General features: G+C 70.0%; 16 protein-coding genes, 3 tRNA genes and 1 riboswitch. Of the genes, 3 read left to right on the top strand and 16 right to left on the bottom strand.

Features of this window, described 5'->3' with window-relative positions; translation table 11 throughout:
• Window positions 1-182 precede the first annotated feature (182 nt).
• The 7 genes from LPT13_RS01455 to LPT13_RS01425 all read right to left on the bottom strand — a co-directional run bounded on the left by LPT13_RS01455 (window position 183) and on the right by LPT13_RS01425 (window position 8,553).
• On the bottom strand, window positions 183-707 hold the full coding sequence (locus tag LPT13_RS01455) for a signal peptidase I (RefSeq protein ID WP_242162775.1): 525 nt from the start codon (window positions 705-707) through the stop codon (window positions 183-185).
• Window positions 708-725: 18 nt separating this feature from the next.
• The gene (locus LPT13_RS01450; protein WP_242162774.1) at window positions 726-1,793 is read right to left on the bottom strand and encodes a hypothetical protein; all 1,068 of its coding nucleotides are present in this window, start codon (window positions 1,791-1,793) and stop codon (window positions 726-728) included.
• Window positions 1,790-2,608 (bottom strand): hypothetical protein, encoded by an 819-nt coding sequence (locus tag LPT13_RS01445; RefSeq protein ID WP_242162772.1) that lies wholly within the window; start codon window positions 2,606-2,608, stop codon window positions 1,790-1,792. The genes LPT13_RS01450 and LPT13_RS01445 overlap by 4 nt, the downstream gene beginning before the upstream one ends.
• Window positions 2,605-3,300: a hypothetical protein gene (locus tag LPT13_RS01440; protein WP_242162770.1), complete on the bottom strand. Its 696-nt coding sequence runs from the start codon at window positions 3,298-3,300 to the stop codon at window positions 2,605-2,607. The genes LPT13_RS01445 and LPT13_RS01440 overlap by 4 nt, the downstream gene beginning before the upstream one ends.
• A gap of 12 nt (window positions 3,301-3,312) precedes the next feature.
• Complete coding sequence (locus LPT13_RS01435; protein WP_242162768.1) at window positions 3,313-4,104, bottom strand: SipW-dependent-type signal peptide-containing protein; 792 nt, start codon at window positions 4,102-4,104, stop codon at window positions 3,313-3,315.
• 12 nt (window positions 4,105-4,116) lie between these two features.
• Window positions 4,117-7,962, bottom strand: coding sequence for a hypothetical protein (locus LPT13_RS01430; RefSeq protein ID WP_242162766.1), 3,846 nt, complete (start codon window positions 7,960-7,962; stop codon window positions 4,117-4,119).
• A gap of 515 nt (window positions 7,963-8,477) precedes the next feature.
• Window positions 8,478-8,553 (bottom strand) — tRNA-Arg (locus LPT13_RS01425).
• 174 nt (window positions 8,554-8,727) lie between these two features.
• Window positions 8,728-8,827, top strand: a riboswitch (glycine riboswitch).
• 93 nt (window positions 8,828-8,920) lie between these two features.
• Between LPT13_RS01425 and LPT13_RS01420 the strand changes: the two genes are divergently transcribed.
• Window positions 8,921-10,468 (top strand): alanine/glycine:cation symporter family protein, encoded by a 1,548-nt coding sequence (locus LPT13_RS01420; protein ID WP_347263695.1) that lies wholly within the window; start codon window positions 8,921-8,923, stop codon window positions 10,466-10,468.
• 151 nt (window positions 10,469-10,619) lie between these two features.
• On the opposite strand, the gene LPT13_RS01415 is transcribed toward LPT13_RS01420, so the two are convergent.
• The 3 genes from LPT13_RS01415 to LPT13_RS01405 all read right to left on the bottom strand — a co-directional run bounded on the left by LPT13_RS01415 (window position 10,620) and on the right by LPT13_RS01405 (window position 14,655).
• Window positions 10,620-11,147 carry a shikimate kinase gene (locus LPT13_RS01415; RefSeq protein ID WP_242162764.1) on the bottom strand — a complete coding sequence of 176 codons (528 nt, stop codon included), beginning with the start codon at window positions 11,145-11,147 and terminating at the stop codon, window positions 10,620-10,622.
• Between the two features lies 1 nt (window position 11,148).
• Window positions 11,149-12,141 carry a DMT family transporter gene (locus tag LPT13_RS01410; RefSeq protein WP_242162762.1) on the bottom strand — a complete coding sequence of 331 codons (993 nt, stop codon included), beginning with the start codon at window positions 12,139-12,141 and terminating at the stop codon, window positions 11,149-11,151.
• Between the two features lie 465 nt (window positions 12,142-12,606).
• On the bottom strand, window positions 12,607-14,655 hold the full coding sequence (locus tag LPT13_RS01405; protein WP_242162760.1) for a DUF2207 family protein: 2,049 nt from the start codon (window positions 14,653-14,655) through the stop codon (window positions 12,607-12,609).
• 164 nt (window positions 14,656-14,819) lie between these two features.
• Between LPT13_RS01405 and LPT13_RS01400 the strand changes: the two genes are divergently transcribed.
• Window positions 14,820-14,910: transfer RNA gene (locus LPT13_RS01400), tRNA-Ser, on the top strand.
• A 76-nt stretch (window positions 14,911-14,986) separates the two neighbouring features.
• On the opposite strand, the gene LPT13_RS01395 is transcribed toward LPT13_RS01400, so the two are convergent.
• The 4 genes from LPT13_RS01395 to LPT13_RS01380 form a co-directional block, all read right to left on the bottom strand.
• Entirely contained in the window at window positions 14,987-15,349 is a 363-nt protein-coding gene (locus tag LPT13_RS01395; RefSeq protein ID WP_242162759.1) for a guanylate cyclase, read from the bottom strand.
• Window positions 15,350-15,448: 99 nt separating this feature from the next.
• Window positions 15,449-15,997: a LemA family protein gene (locus tag LPT13_RS01390; RefSeq protein WP_242162757.1), complete on the bottom strand. Its 549-nt coding sequence runs from the start codon at window positions 15,995-15,997 to the stop codon at window positions 15,449-15,451.
• A gap of 107 nt (window positions 15,998-16,104) precedes the next feature.
• Entirely contained in the window at window positions 16,105-17,235 is a 1,131-nt protein-coding gene (locus LPT13_RS01385) for a 4-(cytidine 5'-diphospho)-2-C-methyl-D-erythritol kinase (protein ID WP_242162755.1), read from the bottom strand.
• Window positions 17,236-17,246: 11 nt separating this feature from the next.
• Window positions 17,247-17,735 carry a nucleoside deaminase gene (locus LPT13_RS01380; protein ID WP_242162753.1) on the bottom strand — a complete coding sequence of 163 codons (489 nt, stop codon included), beginning with the start codon at window positions 17,733-17,735 and terminating at the stop codon, window positions 17,247-17,249.
• Between the two features lie 211 nt (window positions 17,736-17,946).
• On the opposite strand from LPT13_RS01380, the gene LPT13_RS01375 reads away from it, so the two are divergent.
• A tRNA-Ser gene (locus LPT13_RS01375) sits at window positions 17,947-18,034 on the top strand.
• Between the two features lie 115 nt (window positions 18,035-18,149).
• On the opposite strand, the gene LPT13_RS01370 is transcribed toward LPT13_RS01375, so the two are convergent.
• Both LPT13_RS01370 and LPT13_RS01365 read right to left on the bottom strand, forming a co-directional pair.
• On the bottom strand, window positions 18,150-18,404 hold the full coding sequence (locus LPT13_RS01370; protein ID WP_242162751.1) for a hypothetical protein: 255 nt from the start codon (window positions 18,402-18,404) through the stop codon (window positions 18,150-18,152).
• Between the two features lie 344 nt (window positions 18,405-18,748).
• Complete coding sequence (locus LPT13_RS01365) at window positions 18,749-20,239, bottom strand: citrate/2-methylcitrate synthase (RefSeq protein WP_242162750.1); 1,491 nt, start codon at window positions 20,237-20,239, stop codon at window positions 18,749-18,751.
• Between the last annotated feature and the right edge of the window lie 64 nt (window positions 20,240-20,303).

Here is a 20,303-nt window from a genome sequence, read left to right as displayed (position 1 = left end):
TTTCCACCGCCCCGCGCATAAAGAAGAGGGGGCCGCCCGCAGGCAACCCCCTCCGACAAGGCGAGCGCTCTTCGACGCGCCCAGCGCCCTCGCACCCAGCGCTCAACGCGTTCCACGCGCCGGCACCCGCGCGCCCCACGCCCGCGCGCCCCACGCGCCGGCGCCCGGCGCCTGGCACGCCCCTATTCCCGCAGCCGATCGGCCACGAAGCACAGGGCCAGCGACGCGCCGATGACGGCGACCAGCGCCAGCTTCCCGCCGTCCATCGACAGCCCGGTGGCGATGAACCCCAGCAGGGGCACCGACAGCACCACCTCGCCGCGCACCCGCGAGTAGGGCACCGGCTCGGGATCGGGGCTGGCGTTCGCGTCGCCCTGGGTCACCAGCTCGCGCTCCATCGGGTCATTGGACACCACGCGGTGGGTGACGGGCACGCTGCGCTGGTGTCCCTGGGAGAACGTGACCACGTCGCCCGGCTCCAGCTCGGCCGGATCGACCTCCTGCGCGTAGACGAGCGAACCGACCGACAGGGACGGCTCCATCGAGCCGGTCGCCACCGCGTAGGGGACGATGCCGAACAGGCGCGGCGCCACGATGATCACGCACACGATGGCGCAGCACGCCAGTACGGCCATGCCCAGGCCCCCCAGGGCGAGAGAGGCCGCCGACCGGTTCTTCTTCCGCGGCTTCGCGGCATCCTGCGTCATGAGCGGCCTCCTTACCCGCTAGTCTTCCTGCGCGGCCTTGCGGCGCCTCAGCCACAGCACGAGCGCCCCTACCAGCAGGATCAGCCCGCCGGCCAGAAACGCGATGGACAGAGGGCTCGCCGCCAGCGGGAAGCCGCCGTCCGGCGCCTCGGCGCCCTCGCCGTAGCCGCCGCGCGCCGCCATGGGCACGGCGTCGTCGTCGATGCTCATGGAATCACGCGGCGCCATGAGCGGGTTGCCGTCGTCGCCGATGAGCTCCTCGCCGGCCGCGGTGGCCAGCGGGACGGGCGCGTCGTCCGCCTGCTCGCCCGCAGCGTCGCCAGCGCCCTCGCCCACGGCGGGCGCGCCGGCCTCGCCCGCAGGCTGCTGCGGCTGGCGGGCCGGAACGTTCTCGCCGTCGGGCGTCACGATGTTGGTGGTGCCGTCCTCGCCGGGCGCGGTGGCGTAGCCGGGGGCCACGCGCGTGTAGGTGAACGTAATGACGTTGTCGTCCGGCTCGTCCGCGAGCGTCTTGGTGATCTCGTAGGCGTTGGGAACGTAGCCGTCCACGTACACGGCGGCGGTCGCCGGGGTGTCGCCCACGTCGCCGTAGAAGGTGTCGGTCGGGGCCACCGTGTAGCCGTCGGCGTCAACGTAGCGCACCGTGTAGGCCACGCGGTTGGCCATGATGCCGTAGGCCAGCACGTAGTCGGCGTCCTCGGTCACGCGCACGGTGCCGGAGGCGAAGTTGCGCTCATCGAGCTGGCCGACGTAGCGCACGTCCTTCACGTTGTCGAGGCCAGCCAGGCGGATGCCCTTCACGTAGTACTTCGGGTCGGTCACGGCGATGCGGGCGCCGCTGAAGTCCAGGTCGGAGCCGTAGGGCACGCCCGACCACTCGCAGTAGGCGCCGTCGTTGACCAGGCCGCGGTTACCCGCGTACAGGCGCACGGTGTAGGTGGTGGGCTCGGCCGGGGCGGTCGGCGCGGCCACGGCGTCACCGGCGGCCGCCTCCTCGGGCGCAGCCAGGGCCGGGACGGCCAGCAGGGATACGGACAGCAGCGCAGCGGCGGCAACCGAGGCGCAGCGGGCAGTCAGGGACTTCATCGCGTCTCACCTTCCTCCTTGGCATGGGAGCGTCGGCGCGCGACGCACAGCAGGCCCACAGCGACGACGGCCACCGCCGCCAGGCCCACGACAGCGATCATGACGGCGTCGCCGGTCTGGGCGAGGCGCGACAGCAGATCGGTCGGCTCGTCCTTCTTGGGCTGATCGGCCGGATCATCGGCCTTGGGCGGGTTGTCGGTCTTCGTCTCGGTCGGCGGCACGTTGTTGGACGCCTTGGGCTCGGCCGCGAAGGATATCTGCAGCTTCGCCGCGGTGTCGAAGTAGCTGTTGCCGTGAGACTCGGGATCCAGGCTCACGCTCATGACGATGGCCGCGTGGCTGTCGGCGGGCAGCGTGTCCAGGAAGAACATCTCCCGCATGGCGCCGGTGGCGTCGAACAGGCCGTTGGTGTCGTCCTTGTCGCTGTCGCCGGAGACGGTGTCGTTGGTGTAGATGACGCGCTTCTCGCCCGCGGGGCTCGTGTAGGTGAGGTCGTAGGCGTAGGAGCCGCCGCCGTTGTCGGCCAGCTCCTCCATGGTGCGCAGCACCTCGGTCTTCATGTACCAGTCGGCCGCCTGGTCGAAGTCGTTGAACAAATCGATGTTGAAGACGACCGAGTCGCCCGGCTGCAGCTTGCTCACCTGGGCGAGCATATCGGCCGTGCCGTCGGACTTCATCGCCTTGCCGTCGAACGCCACCGTCCAGCCGGTCTCGACGGCCCAGGCCGCCGCCGTGCCGCCCAGGGCCAGGCCGGCCGCCAGGACGACCGCGGCCAGCCCGCGGCGCGCCGTTCTCGTCAGGGTTGCCAGGCTCATCGCGCGACCCCCTCGCTCCAGTCGAGGCCGAGGGCCTCCACGTCAACGCCCCAGGCGCTGCCCGCAGCGTCATCCGCGTAGTTGACCTGGACGGAATCGACCTGCGCAGCCAGCGCCACGCGGCAGTCGGTGAAGTCGCCGGGCGCGGTGGCCACGGCCGGATCGATGGCGATGGTGGTCACCGCCGGGCCCGCGGCCGCCTCATCGCCGTCCAGCAGGTGGCGGTAGTAGAGCACCAGGCGCTCGTCGGTGCACTCGGCCGGGTTGAGCACCCAGTGCTCGTCGTCATAGCCCAGCTGGATGAGCGCCGGGTCGAGCAGCGGGTTCTTCTGCCCGTCGGCGTCGGCCCAGAACTTGCGCACGGTCAGGCGCACGTACTCGCCCATGTCGGTGGTGTTGACCGCCGACAGGCGCTCGGGATAGGCCTTGCCCGGGATCATCTGCGCGTCGCCGCCCAGCAGGGCGCCCGCATCCTGGAGCAGGGCGTCATCGCCCTCGACGATGACGTCGTTCTCGGTCAGCGCCACCCCGATGTGGGTCTGCGCGAACTCGGCGACGTAGTCCTCGCTGTAGAAGACGAGCTGCGCCTGGGTGGCCTGCACCACGCCCACGCCGCCCAGCACCAGCAGCAGGGCCGCCGCCAGCACCATCATCCACAACGTGCGGGGGGATGTGCTCTTCGCGTTGCTCATGGCCCTCCCTCCTTAGGCTCGGTCGGCCGCGGGGGCCGTCGTGTCCAACAGATCGGCGGCCTGCTCGGCCACCGGCGCCAGGCCCTCGAATACCTCGGCCGCCGCCGCGCCGCCCGAGAGCCGCGCCGCGGGATCGTCGGCCTCGTCGCCGGCGTCGGGATTCTCGGCCTCGTCGCCGGCCGCCTGGGCGGCCAGCCGCGTCAGCTCGCCCAGCACCACGGTGCCGTCGGCGAAGGTGGCCGAGCCGGGCTCCTCGCCCTCGGCCGCCTCGTCCGGCGCCACGCACTGCTGCACGATGGCAATATCGAAGGAGTCGACCGCGGCGTTCTTGACCGGCTCCACATTTATATAGAGGGGCTCGCTCACATCACCGGGCTCGAGCACAGCCGCGCAGTACAGCCAGCCCTCCTCGCCGTCGGCGCGCGTGCCCCAGCCGTCGCCGGCGAAGGACACCGTGGCGTTCGCCGTGCCGTAGAAGGCACGCACGCGCACTACCGCGGCGGTCTCGCCCACGTTCTCGACGCGGATGACCTTGTTAGTGCCCTCGATCTCCTCGCGGATCTCCGTCTCGGGCGGCGGCGGGGGCGTGGGCTCCTCGGGTTCCTCCGGAGGCGGCGTCGGCTCCTCGGGTTCCTCGGGCGGAGGCGGCGTCTCGGGGCTGTAGGAGAACGGCAGCGACCCGTTCGCCTGGGTGGTGTCGGTATAGTAGGCGAGCGTGGGGCCGACCATGATGCCCATGCCCAGGGCCACGGCCAGCACGGCAAGCGCCGTCCGCCTTGTCAGGAAGGTTCTCTTCATCCTCATCACTTTCCTCGCCTAGGCCTCGGCCGGGGTCTGCGGGTCGTCGCCCTGCTCGCCGCCCTCGTCGGGCGCGGGCACGACGACCTCGGTCTTGCTCCACTTCTGGGTGACGGTGTAGCTGCCGTCCTGCTTGGTGTAGGTGTTCACCACGCCGGTGCTGTGGTGGCCGTCATCCTTGTACCGGTTGACGAAGTTGACCAGCGGGATGACCGCGCCCTCGTCAGCCGGGTCGTTCGCCGTCACGGTGACGGCGCGCGTGGCGGCCCCGCCGTCGGAGATCTCGTAGTTGGCGCCGCTGTAGGACACCTCGGTCACCGTGAAGTAGGAGCCCTCGGGGAAGCGGCCCAGGGTGATGACCTGCTGATCATCGCCGGGGGCGAACTCCATGGCGTGGTAGGCGTCGTAGATGACGTTGTGACCCTCGCCGGCGTTCGCGGACGCCTCGTCCTGGTAGCCCATCACGTGGAACACCACGGTGGCGCGAACGGCCTGGGCGCCCTCCTCAGCCGCAGGCAGGTCGGCCAGCGTCTTGGTGATCTGGAAGCTGCCGAAGTGCGTCGGGCTCTCGGGGGCGGTCGGCTCGTCGGGCACCGAGCCGTTCGGCTTGCCGATGTTGATGAAGCCGTTGCAGCCGATGCCGCCGCCGTTGGTGTTGGAGAAGTTGCCCGTGACGAAGACGCAGGCTGTGCTGCGAGCCGACACCTTGGCCTCGGCGGTCGGGTGGGCGTCGAGCGCCATGATGCGGTTGGCTTGGGCGAAGCCGTTGCCCGCGGGGAACTCGTCGATGTGGTAGACGCGGTAGTAGGCCAGAGGCTCGGTGCGCGTCGCGGCCTCGAGCTCGCGCGGGGCGAGCTTCGTGTCGTCAGCCTTCAGGTGGAGGCCGTCGTTGGCGGAGGTGCCGTCGGCGTTCTCCATGAAGCCGCCATCGGCGTAGCGCTTGAAGTCGAGGCAGATCTTATCGTTCTCGGTCTGAAGATTAGCGGCGTAGAAGCCGGCCATCGAGGAGGTGAAGGAGGCTGAGGGCGAAGAGAACTCCACGCTCACGCCGTCAAGGCTGCGGGCGAGCTCCTCAGCCTCTTCCTCAGTGAAGTCGCTCTTGTTGACCCACAGGTACCAGCCCAGATCATTTGCACGCGCGCCGCCGGAGAAGGCCTCGACAGTCTCACCGGAGGAAAGCGTCACCGTCGCGCCCTTATTCCAGCCACGGTACTCCACCAGCGCGCTGCCCTGGGTGGGGCTCGCGCTCATCCAGCCCGTCCAGTTGTACTCGGCGCGGTGGCTGTCCGTGCACCCGTCGGTGCAGTCGGCGCCGTGGCCGCCGAGCATCGTGCCGTAGACGGTGGCGCGGTTCGCGCTGAAGAAGTCGTTGGCCTCCAGCGGCTCGGTGGAGCCGTCCTCGTTCTGCCAGGCCACGTGCTTGAGCATACGATGGTCGTTGTAGGTATCGTACTGGTCGTAGGCTCCCTTCACCACCTCGGACGGATCGAACGGGCGGCTCCAGGCGTTGTCGCCCGGGTTGCTCCCCTTCGGCCCCGGGCCCTCGCCCTCGGTGAAGCGAGCCCAGCGGTCGCCGTACTCGTTGGGGTTGGTGGTGGAGTTCTCGCCCAGGGCCTTGTTGTCGAAGATGGCCGCGTCCTGGGTGATGACGGTGCTGTTGCTGCACGCGGCCACGCCGCCGCCGAAGCCGCTGGCGTCGTTGCCGGTGACCACGGGGTACACCACGTTCAGGAAGCCGTCGGACGGCACGAACAGGCCGCCTCCGCCGTAGTCGAACTCGGTGTCGGTGCGGTTGTTGGTGATGTAGGTGCCGGTGGTGACGTAGCTGATGCGGCCCGCGGCCTTGTCCGCGTCCTTGTGGCCGGCCGTCATGCAGAACATGCCGCCGCCCTCGCTCGCGCCCGCGCGGTTGGCTGCCACCACCGTGTTGGTCATGGCGAGCAGGGGCATCTGGTACTTGTCCTCGCCGGGCATGCACAGGCCGCCGCCGGCATCCTCCGACCAGTTGGACGTGATGACGGCGCCGTCGATGGAGGTGTCGCCCATCGAGAAGATGCCACCGCCGCCGGACACGTAGAAGCCGCCGGTCTTGAGCGCGTGGGAGCGGTTGTTGGTGATGGTGCCGCCCGTGATGACGAGGCGGTTGCGGGCGAGCAGCGAGTTCTTCGGCTGGGGCTCGACGTAGATGCCGCCGCCGTCGCGACGGGCGACGTTGCCCGAGACGACGGCCTCTCCCTCCATGGTGAGCGCCGCGGCCTTGGCCACGTAGACGCCGCCTCCGTCATAGCTGGGAGCATGCTCGTTGGCCTTGTCGTCCACCGCGTCGCCCTCGGAGGCCGCGTTGCCGGCCACCACGGCGTCGCCGGTGATGGTCGCGCTGCCGGCCGCCAGGTAGATGCCGCCGCCGCTGTTGGCGGCCCGGTTGCCGGCGATGGCCGCGTTGCCGGACACCTCCAGCGCGCCGTCGGCCTGGTAGATGCCGGCGCCGTTGGCGTCGTCGCCGGTCGCGCCGGCGCTGCCGCTGCCGGCGATGGCCGCATTGCCGGTGATGGTCACCGTGGCGTTGCCGGCCTTCACGCCGTGGGCGCCACCCGCGTTGGTCAGGCGGCCGCCGTCCATGGCGAACGCGGCGCCGTCCTGCACCTCGATGGCGGCGGTAAGGCCCGCCACTTCGATGGCGCCGGCGGAGCCCAGGTTCACCTGCTCCTTATGGCGCGTCTCGGAGGTGGTGCCGGACGAGCGGTTGGCCTTGGTGGTGGTCACGTAGTAGGTGAGCTCGTGCGAGCCCGCGTCGTAGACGGCCAGCTCGCCGGCACGGGAGGCCGGGAAGCCGTGCTCCTCGGCGCGGCACTGGGACGTGAGGGGCGCGGCCGTGGAATCGGTGACGGTCAGCTTGGCGCCGGGCTCCACCGTGATGAGGCTGGCCGCCGACTGGCCCTCGGCGAGCGAGAGCGTGTGGCCGGCCAGGTCGAGCACGACCTCCGTGCCCGCGGCGATGGCCAGCGGGCCCTCGGCCGCGATGTCGCCCTCCAGCTTGACGGCGCCGCCGGCCGCGAGGGCCTTGGCGAGGTTGGCGTGGCTGTTGATGCGCGCGTCGGCCACCTTCACGGTCACCTGGTAGACGGCCGCCTCCTCGTCGGCGGCCACCGTGTAGGCGCCGTCGACGGCCTCGAGGGCCTCGGCCGTGCCGGTGCCCGGCTGGGCGGCGCCCTCGCCCTCGAGCGGGGCGGCCGTGCGGATGACGGTGACGGAGTCCACCTCGTAGCCCTCGGCAGGCTGGACGGTAAAGGCGAAGGTCGCCGGGGCCTCGGCCTCGACGGCGTCGCCGTTGCGGTAGAGCGTGCCGTTGTAGGAGACGGCGCCCTGGTCGGCCGGCTCGATGGCGAACTTGACGGTGGCCACCGCGGGAGCCGGCTCCTCCGCCTGCGCGGCGGGGTCCTCCGCCACCGGCGCCTCGGGCTCGGGCTCGGTCGCGGCGGGATCGGAGGGCTTGGCCGGGTCGTCCGCGGGGTCGGCCTTGGGGTCGGCCGTCGCGGGGTCGGCGGCCTTCGGGTCGGCCTCCGAGGAACCGGCGGGATCCCCGGCGGCCTTGCCGGCGGCGGCCTTCGCCTCGCCACCCGGGGCGGCGGGGTCGGCGGGCGTGGCCGGGTCGGCCTTGGGATCGGCGGCCGCGGCGGCGTCCTCGCCGTCGCCGGTCGCAGCCAGGGGCTCCTGGTCGGCGGGCTTGTCGGCCTGCTCGATGGGAACGGGCGGCTGCTCCTTCTCCATGGCCGTCCAGCTGATGGTCTGGTTGCCGCCGGCCGCCGCGAAGGCGATTCCGGTCAGCGACAGCGCGGCGCATGCGGCGATGGCGCCGATGATCACGTGTGCGCGTTTCTTTCCCCAGGCGTGGTCTTTCGACGCTGCGGCTCGCGTCGGGTTGTCCTGCGAGCCACCCATGGCTATCCTCCCTCGTTGTCAGACCGGCCGCACGCGGCCGCATCTCCAACTGGCAGAACATCCTCCCCTGGCACCGCACCGCCCGACCTCCTCTGCCTAGGCGCCACGAGCCCCATGGCTCCCTCCCGACGACGCGCGCCGGGGTCACGCAACAACGTTACGAACTGCGCTTTCACGCGCTCCTCGCCGGGCGCCGCGCAGCTGGGCCACTACCGCCTCTGGAGCCGATTAGTCAGAACGACTGGCCCCAGATTGCCGAAAGGCGGATAGTTCTCCATCAAAACGTAATAATATCGTTACATTCTAATGTCGACCCTCGTGCGTTGCAATATCACATTCAAGACCAGCCCACCAAGTAGGATTCCCCCGTAACGAACGAGGCCTCTCAGCGGGGAAACGCCCGAGGTCGGAGGATTCACTGAAGGAATGGGGAAAGAAGCTGGCGCCCCTGAGAGGACTCGAACCTCCGACGCACGGTTTAGGAAACCGACGCTCTATCCGCTGAGCTACAGGGGCGCGCTGACGTGCCGGTGGGAGCCCGCTTGGGGCCGTCCGCTCGACCGGCGACCCAGATTCTACCATTTCGCCGCGTGCTTCCATTGACAAGCCGAAGGCCGGTCCTATAATTTGCAGCGCAATCACATAGCGTACCCCGCTGAAACGCTCTGAATCCCGCAGGAGACAGAGCGCGGAGGGGCCTCTGGAGAATCCCGAATACGGGTGCCGAAGGTGCAAGGCGCCGGCCACGGCCGACGTTGAAACTCTCAGGCAAAAGGACAGAGGGCGCTTGGCTTAGCGCTCTTCCGTCTTCCCCCGCATAGCGTGCTTCCCCAGAGCCTCCTTCCCCGGCGGACATCGCCCACAAGAGAAGGAGGAGATTTCCGTGGACGACGTGCTCGCGCCCATCAACAACATCTTGGGCATCATCGATGACTTCATCTGGGGCGTGCCCCTGATGGCGCTCATCCTCATCGGCGGCCTGCTGCTGACCGTGCGCCTGAAGGGCCTGCAGTTCAGCCAGCTGCCGCGCGCCCTGCGCTACATGATCAAGAACGAGGACGACGGCAAGGGCGAGGTCACCAGCTTCGGCGCCCTGTGCACGGCGCTGTCGGCCACCATCGGCACCGGTAACATCGTGGGCGTGGCCACGGCCATCGTGGCCGGCGGCCCGGGCGCCCTGTTCTGGATGTGGCTGGCGGCCCTGTTCGGCATGGCCACCAAGTTCTCCGAGGGCCTGCTGGCCGTGAAGTACCGCACCATCCGCGAGGACGGCCACGTGCTGGGCGGCCCGTTCTACTACATCGAGCGCGGCATGGGCATGAACTGGCGCTGGCTGGCCAAGCTGTTCGCCTTCTTCGGCATGTGCGTGGGCCTGTTCGGCATCGGCACGTTCACCCAGGTCAACTCCATCTCCGGCGCCATCACCGGCTTCTTCGACCCGGATAAGTCCGCCGTCGCCTTCTCGCTGTTCGGCATGGACTACTCCATCGCCACCGTGGTGGCCTCGCTCATCCTGGCCGTGGTGGTGGGCCTGGTGGTCATCGGCGGCCTGCGCCGCATCGCCAGCGTGTCCGAGCGCATCATCCCCGCCATGGTGGTGGTGTACGTGGGCTTCTCGCTGGTGCTCATCATCGCCAACATCCAGATGCTGCCCACCGCGCTCGTGACCATCGTGCAGAGCGCCTTCGGGTTCCAGGCGGCGGCCGGCGGCATGCTGGGCGCCATCATCATCGCCATGCAGAAGGGCATCGCCCGCGGCATCTTCTCGAACGAGGCCGGCCTGGGCTCGGCCCCCATCGCCGCCGCGGCTGCCCAGACCAAGGAGCCGGTGCGCCAGGGCCTCGTGTCCATGACCGGCACCTTCCTCGACACCATCGTGGTGTGCTCGATGACGGGCCTAGCCATCGTCATGACCGGCGCCTACAACGTGCCCGGGCTGGAGGGCGCGGCCGTCACCACCGCCGCGTTCCAGGCCGGCCTGCCCTTCCTGCCCAACGAAGTCACGGCGTTCATCCTGATGCTGTGCCTGGTGCTGTTCGGCTTCACCACCATCCTGGGCTGGGACTACTACGGCGAGCGCTGCCTGGAGTACTTCAGCAACGGCAACATGAAGGCCGTGAAGGCCTACCGCTGGCTCTACATTGCCGCCGTGTTCATCGGCCCCTACATGACCGTGAGCGCCGTGTGGACCATCGCCGACATCTTCAACGCCTGCATGGCGCTGCCCAACATGGTGGCCCTGATCGCGCTGTCCGGCGTGGTCGTGAAGGAGACGCGCAGCTACTTCGCGCGCCTCAAGGCGGCCGACGGCGTGGAGGCGAACATGGCGCCGCGCCCCGACGACGCGGCCGACTGGAAGGCCCCGAAGGATCCCGGCGCGGCGGCGCCGGCGGGGCTCGACGACGACCTGGAGCTCGAGCCGAGCCTGTAGCGGCCCGACCGCGGAATGCGAGAGGGGCGACCCCCGGCGGGGTCGCCCCTCTTTTTTTTGCGTGTGCGATGGCGCGTGGCGGATGTGGGCGTGACGCGCGGTCGGATGCGCGCGACGGCGTGCCTGGCGAGCACGCGCCGCTCCCCGCGCCCTACGCCAGGGCCGCGGCCACCTTGCGCGCGGCGGCGGTGATCGACAGGTCGTTCACGTCCACCACGATGTCGGCGTACTTCTCGTAGAGCGGCTTGCGCTCGTCGTACAGGTCGCGCAGGCTCATGGATATGCCGCCCTTCAGCACCACGCCGCGTTCCTGCAAGTCGGACAGGCGGTTCTTCAGCTCGTCGTAGCTGATCTGGAGGTAGACGATGCGCCCGATCTGGCCGAGATGCTCCATGGCCGCGTCGGAGTACACCGCCGAGCCACCGGTGGACACGATGGTGCGCTCGCATTCCAAGTCGGACAGCACCTGGTTCTCCACCTCGATGAACCCGTCGGGACCGCAGGCATCCAGCAGCTTCTGCAGCGTGCGGTCGCACTGGTTCTGGATGAGCAGGTCGGCGTCGACGAAGTTGTAGTTCATGATCTTCGCCAGCACAATGCCCAGCGTCGACTTGCCCGCGCCGGGCATGCCGATCAGGATGACGTTGTCGCGCCCGGGCTCTTCCCGCTTCTCTCGCATCTCAGTTCCTTCCTTCCAGGACCTCTTCCAAATCACCGGCGGCCTCATTGTCGCCCATCAGCGCGTCGGCGGCAGCCGCGGCGGCCGGTATGTCTTCGGGCTGTTGACGCCGGCCCCTGAGCGGGAACGCCTCGCTCAGGACGACGGCGGCGAAGATGAGCGCGAAGCCGCCCGCCAGGCGCAGCGTCAGCACCTCGCCGTAGAGCAGCACCGAGAACAGCACACCGAACACGGCCTCCAGCGACAACAGCAGCGACGCCTGGGCCGGCGGCACGTGGGCCAGCGCCACGTTCTGGATGACCAGCGCCACGCACGACGCCAGCACGATGAGGTAGGCCATGTTGAACAGGAACTCGGGGCTCACGGCCGCGGCGTTGGGAGGCGCCTCGGTCAGCGCGCCGACGACGACGCCGCAGACGCCCATCACCCAGAACTGGAACACGGTGATGGCCAGCACGTCGCAGCCCTGCGAGAAGCGGCTCACGCACACGATGTGCAGGCCGAAGAACACGGCGCACACCAGCGTCATCACGTCGCCGAACTCCACCGCCTGGGTGCCCGGCGCCAGCGACACCAGCCCCATGCCGGTCACGCACAGCACGGCCGCCGCCAGGTTGAACGCTGTCGGGCGCTTGCCCGCGGCGGCCCAGAACATGAACGGCACCATCACGCAGTAGGTGGCCGTGAGAAACGCGTTCTTCCCCGGCGTGGTGAAGGCGAGCCCGATGGTCTGCGTCCAGTAGGCCAGGAACAGCAACAGCCCGAGGATGCCGCCGCACGCCAGCTGGCGGCGGGTGAGCGCCGGGCGCACGTGGCGCCACAGCACCGCGGTGAGCAGCGCTGCCGTTATGAGGAAGCGCACGCCGATGAGCCACGCAGGCTCCATCACGTCCACGGCGTCCTTCATCACCACGAAGCTCAGGCCCCAGATGACGGTGGCCAGGACGATCAGCAGCTTGTAGGCGAAGACGGGTATGTCGCGCGACGGGGTCATGGGGCAGCATTATAGACGCAGGAGTGCGCGGGAAGCACCTAGGCGGCAAGCGAGACCTTCGAAAAAAGGCGTCAGATTGCAAATTCGGTCGGTTTTGCACTGGGACTTGCCGCTCTGGAGGCGCTCACGGGAGCCGGCGTTTTCGGCGACCTGGGCAAACGCAAGCGGCGTCCCCTTGGACGCGCTGATCCCGGCGCGTTGCGCAGTGCAAAACCGGCCGAATTTGCAGATGCCGCGAAAACTGCGCGGGCGCGACGCGGCGGGTGCAGGCAGAGCGCGGCGGACGGGCCGCGCGCGGGCGGGCGGAGCGCGGCGGACGGACGGGCCGCGCGCAGGCGGGGCGCTCCCCTGACACGCGGCGGGTGGGGCAGGCGCGGCGGGCGGGACGGGCGCGGGCGGGCGCAGGCAGAGCGCGGCGGGCGGGCACGGCGCGGCGGACGGGCCGCGCGCAGGCGGGGCGCTCCCCTAGCGCGCGCCACCGCCTCCGCCGAAGCCGCCGCCCCCGCCGCCGGAGAAGCCGCCGCCGAACCCGCCGCCCGACGACCCGCCGCTCGAGGCCGAGATCGCCATCTGGGCGGAGGACAGCGTGTTGGACACCGCCGTCTGCATCAGGTCGGACACGCTCGGCATGGGCGAGCCGCCCACCCCGCGCCCGGCGGAGTACCACACGTACCACGGCACGTAGCCGCTCATGCCGGTGCCGGCGTCCGGCTCGAACACCTCGGGCACCGTGTCGCGCAGCTCGCTCATCACGCGCTCGGCCACGCCGAACAGGTAGGCGTAGACCATGAACTCGCCCCACACCTTAACGTCAGTCGGGGGCCGCTCGTCCAGGCTCGAGAAGTCGCGCAGCCAGTTGCGCAGGGCCTTGCAGCGTGCCGTCAGGTCGTTGCCGAGGCGCGTGCGCCGCGGCATGTAGTTGGCGATGACCAGCAGCGCGATTCCCGTGGGCACCATCAGGATGGGCGGGATGAAGTTCTCGGTCGCCACGCCCAGGAAGACCCCGGCGAAAATGACCAGGAAGGCCGCCATGCCCATGGCCGTCGCCAGGCGCTTGCTGCGTCGCTCGAAGAAGTCGTGGGCGCCCACCTGCTCGTCGAGCGTGGCCTGCCACGTCTTCATGGCGAGGACGAAGTCCTCGGGGTGCTTGCGGCCGTACTCGCGGATCGACCCCAGCCACAGCGACGGGCGACCCTCCGCGACGCGCCGGAACAGCAGCGACAGCGTCGCCGTGTCCACCGGGTCGGTCAGCCGGTCGGCCACCGCGTAGTCGATGGTCAGGTAGTAGTCGTCGACGAGGCGCCCCTTCAGGTCGAGGTACTGGCCCTTGTCGATGCGCACGGCCCCCACGTGGGCCAGGTGCATGAGCGTGGCCGTGAAGTCGTCGGGACTCTCGCGGTTCCAGCGCCACAGGCGGCCGATCACGGCCGGCTGCAGGTCGCGCGCGGGCACGTCGCGCCAGTACTCGTCGGTGAAGTCGGGCTTATACTCGCGGCCGTAGCGCAGAAACAGCGCGATGGCCGCCAGCAGCAGCACCGCGCAGGCGACGGCCACCCCCACGATGAGGGCGAGCGCGCGGGCGCGCTGGGCGTTGGCCTGGTCGGCCCAGGTCTGCTCCTGGGAAAGCACCGTCTCCAGCCTGAAGACGCCCTGGTGGGCGCGGCGCGCGTCGGCGGGCAGGTTGGTGAGCCACTCGGAGGGGAACACCACGCGCGCCTCGGCGAACTGCCCGGCGCGCACGAGCGGCACCTCGTAGGACACGGTGCCGTCGGCGTTCACCGACACCACGCCGTCGAGCGGGCCGTGACCCCAGGCGCGCACGTCGCCGGCGCCGGCCTGAGGACTCGTGCCCTCGGCCCAGCTGCCGGCCTCGTTGCCGGGGGCACCCACCACCGCATCGGCCGGCAGCGGCAGCGCGATGGTGACGCTCACGTCGCGCGAGTCCACCGCCCAGCCCTCGGGCACGTACTTCCAGTACACCTCGGCCACGTCCTCGTAGGCCTGCACGCCGTTCACCACCACGTAGTCCAGCTCGAAGATCATCTGCGCGTCCTCCACATCGAAGAACGCGTACACGGTGTCCTGCGGCTCGTCGAATGACCACGCGTCGATGCCCGGGCCGCCGGCGTCACGCCAGGCCAGCTGGAAGGTGACCTCCTGCAGCGGCACCCAATCGCCCACCACGTTGCCCTCGCCGTCAACCTGCGCCATGCGCATGCCGTTGACCTGCACCTCCGCGTTGGTGGGCAGGTCCTCGAACGTCCACCACACGGCAGTGAAGGAGCCGTCGAAGTCGAAGCTGCGCTGCTCCACCACGTGCAGCGACCCGTCCGTCTGCGCCTGGGCTGTGGTGTCCACCCGCGGGCACTCGTAGGACTTGGCCTCGGCGATGCCGGCGCCCAAGGACGGGACGAAGGACGGCAGCGCCACCAGCGAGAGGGCAGCCACCAGGACGAGGGCGGCGAACACCGCCACAGGCACGGCAGAGGGGCGAAGCTGGCAACGTGGGGCCACGGGATCTCCTTCGCGAGGGCCCGCGCGGCGCGGCGAGCGCTGGCGGCAGGCCCGGTCATCGGTGAAATTCTCACCATTATACTGTACGTTCCGGAAGCGGGGTCAGCCGCGAAGATGGCCGTTGCGCGGGGCGTCCAAGTCGGGTATGATTCATTCTTGCTATTGGAGAAGTGACCGAGAGGCCGAAGGTGCTCGCCTGCTAAGTGAGTAAGCCCCACAAGGGCTTCCGGGGTTCGAATCCCCGCTTCTCCGCCAGTAAAAGCAGACCCCCGATTCCGGGGGTCTTTTTGTTTCCATCAACCGCCCAACCCCTGCGGGGATTCGAGCCGTCCTACCTCTGCCAGGGCCAGCGGCGCTTGACGGTGGCGCGGACGGGCTTCTTCTTGTAGCTGGGGTGATTCTTCAGGAAGACGTGGTTGCACCAGCGGGTGACGGCCAGGCCGATCAGCGCCACCACCAGAAAGCTCGCGCCCAGGTCGATGACGCCGTCGTTGCGCTCGAGCAGCGCATAGAGCGTCACCAGCCCGAAGAACGCCGACAGGATGCCCGTGATCCACGTGAACACCCGGATGAGCACCTCCTTGGCGCGCGCCGGCGAATGGCGGTAGGTGACCACCAGGTAGATGACGGCCGCGACGACGGCCAGCGCGATGACCAGCGGAACCACGCGCGAGAGCCGCGCTACCAAGCCCATGGGATCACCGCCTTCCTCTCATGCCGCGGGCGCCCGCGCGCCCCGCGTCCTCCTCGCCGCGCCACGCCCGCAGGCGCCGCGCGACGGCCGCCTTCCCCGCTAGAACTGCACCTGCGGCGCCACCTCGGCGCCGGCGGCCGCGTCGAAGCTCGGCCGCGCCGTGAAGCCGAAGGCGCCGGCCAGCAGGACGGCCGGGAAGGTCTGGATGGCCGTGTTGTAGGCCATCACCGTGTCGTTGTAGCTCTGGCGCATGTAGCTGATCTTGTCCTCGGTGTCGGCGAGCTGCGCCTGGAGCTGCTGGAAGTTGGCGTTCGCCTTGAGGTCGGGGTACGCCTCGGCCACGGCGAACAGGCTCTTGAGCGCGCCGGTCAGCGCGTTCTCGGCCGCCATCTTGGCCTGGGGCGTGGCGGCCTGGGTCACGGCGGCGCGCGCCTCGGTGACCGCGGAAAGCGTGCCCGACTCGTGCGCGGCGTAGCCCTTGACCGTCTCGACGAGGTTGGGGATGAGGTCCTGGCGGCGCTGCATCTGGACGTCGACCTGCGCCCACGCGTTGTCCACGCGGTTGCGCAGCTTGACCAGATTGTTGTACAGCGCGACGACCGCCACCACGATGATGACGATGACGGCGATGATGATTCCTACGACCATGGGGCCCTCCTCGACCTCGGCTTCCCGACCAGTCTACCGCGACGGGCCCGCATCGGGCGCCCGCGCGCGGCCGAGTTCGCAAAACGTTGACGAACGCGGTAATGTCCCTACGACGGCAGCAGCGCGGCGCGCACCCCCGAGAAGGTGGTGGCGCGTGCCCACCAGCCGCGGCGCTGGGCCTCGGCGGCGGCGCGCACGGCGGCGTCGAAGCCGTCCATCACCGCGAAGGTGGCAGCCCCGCTGCCGCAGAGCAGGACGTCCCGCGCGCCCGGCTGGGCGAGTGCCCACGCCCGCGCCTCGGCGAGCTCGGGCACCAGGGCCTCGGCCGCCGGCGCCAGGTTGTTGACCAGGGGCATCGCGGCGGCGTCCGGCGCGTCCTCGACGGCGCGCAGCAGCGCCGGGTCGACGGGCACGGGTGCCTCGTCGAAGGCCGCGTAGGCCGCACCGGTCGGCACGCCCACGGGCGGCTTCACCACCACGACGGACTGGTGCAAAGGCGGCATCGTCCGCACCAGATGCTCGCCCTCCCCGTCCAGGAGCGCGCAGCCGCCGTGCAGGAAGAACGCCACGTCCGCGCCGAGCACCGTCGCGGCTATCTCGAGCCGCGGGTCGTCGGCCGGCCAGCTCCACGCCTTCGCCAGCGCCAGCAGCAGGGCCGCCGCGTCGGACGACCCGCCGCCCAGGCCGGCCTGGTGCGGGATGGACTTCTCCAGCCGCACGTCGATGGCGCACCGCTCCTCGAAGCCCAGGACGCGGGCCAGCACGTCGGCCGCCTTGAACACGATGTTGTCGCGCGCGGGGATGCTGAGGGCGTCGCCCGTGCCCTTGTCCGCCACGTCGATGCTGACGCGCAGGTTGCGCGCCGGGCCGCCGATGGCGATGTGGGCGGGCAGCCGATAGGCGGGCTCGGGCACGATGACGTGCTCGGTGGGCAGCCGATTCGCGCCGGCAGCGCCGTCCGGCGCGGCGGGGGCCGCGGCCTGCGCGCCCCCGTCCTCGGGCAGCTCGTCGGGCGCCAGCACCTCGTCGACGGCGCGCACCTGCACATGCAGCACGTCGTGCAGCGCCAGGGCATGCATCACGGTGGTCACGTCGTGGCGCCCGTCGGCGCGACGATCCCCCACCGCCAGGAACAGGTTCACCTTGGCCGGCGCCATCACGCGCACGCTGCCCGGGCCCAGAAACGTCAGCGCGTTCCACTGGGCGTCGCGGGCGGCGCCTATCATGTCTACCCTCATGGCCTGGTCGCTCACTTCTTTCTCCTGCTCGCGAAGAAGTCCCTCAGCAGCGCGGCGCATTCCTCCTGGCGCACGCCGGGCGTCACCGAGAACTGGTGGTTCAGCCGCTCATCCTGGTGGATGGCATACAGGGTGCCCAGCGCGCCGGCCTTCTGGTCGGGCGCACCGTAGACGCAGCGGCTGACGCGCGCCTGGTGCATGAGCCCGGCGCACATGATGCAGGGCTCCAGCGTGACGTAGACGGTGCAGTCGGTCAGGCGCCACGCGTCCAGCACGCGGGATGCCTCCTCCATGGCCAGGAACTCCGCATGGCCGGCCGGGTCGCGATCGGTCTCGCGGCGGTTGTGGGCGCGAGCGATCACCCGAGGCTCGGCCAGGGGACGCCGCGTTCCGCGGTCGATGGGCTGGTACACCACCACCGCGCCGATGGGCACCTCGCCCGCTTCGCCGGCGGCGCGGGCCTCGTCGATGGCCAGCTGCATGTAGTCCTCGTCAGTCATGGCGACCATTATAGGAGATGCGCCCGCGCGGGCATCCGGCCGCCCCGCGAAACTATGGTATCCTTACCCGCGGATGGGCGCCCCGCGCAGCCGGCCCTCCCGCTGGTCGGGAGCCCGCCGCGCCGAGGGAGCGCCGGGCGGTCCGCCCTGACGGGCGGCCCGCGCCACGCCGCGCCCGCCGTGCCGACGCCGAGGCGCCGGCTGCCTACCCGGAGGTATGGCCGAGTGGTTGAAGGCGGCAGTCTTGAAAACTGTTAGGCCGCAAGGTCTCGTGGGTTCAAATCCTACTACCTCCGCCAGAAGCTGATGGCCCCCGCCCTCCCGAAGGAGGACGGGGGCCTGCCTGCACCAGAGGCCGTGGGGCCCTATCGGGGAAGGGCCGCGGCACCCCGGGAGGGCTCTTGCCGTGGGGCGCTACAGCGTCTCGGCCAGCAGGTCGTCGCTGTACTCGATGCCGTCGCGGCGACACTGGAGCTGCTTGCGCCGGCGCATGCACACCGACGCCACGCCGCCCTCGGCCGGATTCAGGAAGTAGCTCTTGTAGCCGCAGTTGCCGTAGCCGCTGCACGACAGGCAGCGCATCTGCCCCAGCTCGAACCCGTCCAGCACCTCGTCGGTCAGCATGCGCATCCGCCCGCGCGGCGCCGGCGGCCGCCTCGTCTCGTCCATCACGCCCTCCTCGTCCCGGCGCGACGCCCACGCGCCCGCGCCCCGTTTTGCGCGCACTCTACCAACCCGCGCGCCCGACGCGTCGTACCAGAGGGTCCATTTCCGCGAATTCGCCCCTCGAATGGCAATCCATCGAGGTTTGGCATACCCTTACCGCCCGCCCGCGCCGCAGCGGCCGAACCGAGGAAAACGCGACCTGGGATTTTGCACGCTAAACCGCTTGCGCTCCCCGAAAAGCGCACCTCCGAGTATGCCAAACCTCCATGGATTGCCACGCCGACCCGAAAAAGTGTCCACGGGCGCCCAAACGACCGCCCGCCACATCCGCCGCGCGCGACGAGCGCCTAGCGGTCGGCGATGGGCAGGTAGTCGCGACGGCCGGGGCGGGCCGTCTTGTAGGCGGGGCGGATGATGCGCTTGCCCGAGCCGATTTCCTCGAAGCGGTGCGCGGCCCAGCCGGCCAGACGCGCGCAGGCGAACAGCGGTGTGAACAGGTCTTGCGGGATGCCCATCATCGAGTACACGAAGCCCGAGTACATGTCCACGTTGGCGCACATGTCCTTCTTGGTGCCCTTCTCACGCAGGATGACCTCGGGGGCCAGGCGCTCGATGGACTGCAGCAGGTTGAACTCCGCCTCGAACTCGGTGCCGCGGGCAAGCTCCTCGGCGAAGCGCTTGCAGATGACCGCGCGCGGATCGGACAGCGTGTACACCGCGTGCCCCATGCCGTAGACCAGGCCCGTCTTGTCGTAGGCCTGCTTGTTGACGATGCGCGCCAGGTAGTCGGCCACCTCGTCGTCGTCCTCCCAGTTGCCCACGGCGGCCTTGAGCTCGGCCTGCATCCCCAGCACCTGGTGGTTCGCGCCGCCGTGGCGGTGGCCCTTGAGCGACCCGATGGCCCCCGCGTAGGTGGAATACGGGTCGGTGTCGGACGAGGTCAGCACGCGCGCGGTGAACGTGGAGTTGTTGCCGCCGCCGTGCTCGGCGTGCAGGCACAGCATGATGTCGAGCATCCGCGCCTCCTCCGGCGTGAACTGCCGGTCGGGGCGCAGCATGGAGAGGATGGTCTCGGCCGTGGACTGACCGGGGATGAAGCGGTGCATGATCATGGACTCGTGCTCGTAGCGGGCGCGCTTGGAGTAGTAGGTGAGCACCATGATGCGCGGCAGCCGCGATATGAGCGACAGCGCGGTGTGGATCTCGTGCTCGGGCGAGCGGTCCTCGGCGAAGTCGTCGTAGGCGTAGAGCTGCAGCACCGAGCGCGCCAGCACGTTCATGATGTCGGGCGGCGTGTGGCGCATGAGCATCGACGCGGTGAAGCCGTCGGGCAGCTCGCGCTGCGAGTCGACGACCTCCACGAAGCGGTCGAGCTGGGCCTGGGTGGGCAGCTCGCCCATCAGCAGCAGGTAGGCCACCTCCTCGTAGGCGAAGCGGCGCGCGGGCGACACGTCGCCGAGCAGGTCGTACAGCTCGTAGCCGCGCAGCAGCAGCGAGCCGTCGTCGGCTATCTTGCGGCCGTCGTCGGACACCGTGTAGCCGTGGACGTTGGATATGTTGGTCATGCCCACGATGACGCCGGTGCCGTCGGCGTTGCGCAGGCCGCGCTTCACGTCGTAGCGCTCGTACTGCTCGGCCGGGATGGCGTTCACGCTGTGGAACCGCCCGAACAGGGCGACCTTGCGGGCCTCCTCCTCGTCGATGGGAAGAGCCTCGTCAGCGTCGATGCTCGCGTCGAAGGCGCGCGTGTCGACGTCCAGCGTGGGGTCGTAGGCCGCGGGGCGGCCCGCCTCGGGCGACTGGGGGTTGGCGATGCTGATGGGCGTGAGATCGGCCATGCGGGGGTTCCCTTCTCGTCTATCGTCCGCCTATGATACCCTGCCCGCCGACCCGCCGAAGGGC

The organism is Adlercreutzia faecimuris, from assembly GCF_022669055.1.
Taxonomy (GTDB): domain Bacteria; phylum Actinomycetota; class Coriobacteriia; order Coriobacteriales; family Eggerthellaceae; genus Enterorhabdus; species Enterorhabdus faecimuris.
The sequence above is the reverse complement of the archived record's forward strand: the minus strand, read 5'-3'. Positions and strand labels throughout refer to the sequence as shown.